The sequence below is a fragment of the Rhodoplanes sp. SY1 genome, assembly GCF_046000175.1.
Classification (GTDB): domain Bacteria; phylum Pseudomonadota; class Alphaproteobacteria; order Rhizobiales; family Xanthobacteraceae; genus Rhodoplanes.
Genome location: NZ_JBEOMB010000243.1, coordinates 1 through 816 on the forward strand (window position 1 = coordinate 1; position 816 = coordinate 816).

The window sequence follows — 816 nt, forward strand, 5'->3', positions numbered from 1 at the left end:
CTCCATGCGGTCGCCGTACTTCAACGCATGAACCAGCGATCCGGCCACATCGTCGTAGATCACCGCGGCGCGGGCCCGCCCAAAGGCCGGCTGCGTGGCGATCGCACGGGCCGACAACGCCCCGGGACCAGCGTCGTGCGGCAGCGGGATGCCGAGACGATCGCAATAAGGGCGCGCTATGAACGACAAGCGCGACCAACAGGTTGCACACACGGCGCCGTCGTCGGTCAGCGGCTGGCCGCAGGCCGGGCACAGCGGCGGCAGGATGGCGTCGACGGCGAGCCGCAGCGCGGCGCGCAGTCCGGTCCGTGCCGTGGTCGCCCGGGTCGCCATATGAACCCTTGTTCATCGACGCCGCTCGGCGCGTGTCCAGACGACGCCATCGCGCATCTGATCACGTGTCGGGCACGTCCAGCCGTGTGTCACGCGTCGTCCCCTCCGCACGTCTCTTCGTCGCGTCCCTCGTCACACGACACCTTGCCACGACACCTTGCCGTCACGCCGGCGGGGGTCCGCGCCGCCCGGCTTGGCGACCGAATATCATGCAAGCATCACGCCAAGACGACGCTCGATTCGACCGACGCGTGCTGCGCCGACGATTCGGAGACCGCGCCTGCCGCGCGAGACTCCGGCCCGAGTTTCCGCCAGAACCACGGACCAGAACCTCGGACCAAGTCGGAGTCGGACGACGCGTTCCCATCGAGTCGTTCGGCGCACACGCGCAGGATTATAGCAGGGTGGTAGATGGGTGCTCCTCACGTTTTCGATCACGACCTGATTCTGCGCCGGCGGCGGCGGGCGATCGGGCTCGGCGCC

1 protein-coding gene is annotated in these 816 nt (G+C 68.8%); it reads right to left on the minus strand.

Features of this window, described 5'->3' with window-relative positions:
- Positions 1–333 (minus strand): double zinc ribbon domain-containing protein (locus tag ABTU92_RS28870; protein ID WP_408095005.1); only part of this gene is annotated, 333 nt, incomplete at its 3' end.
- Between the last annotated feature and the right edge of the window lie 483 nt (positions 334–816).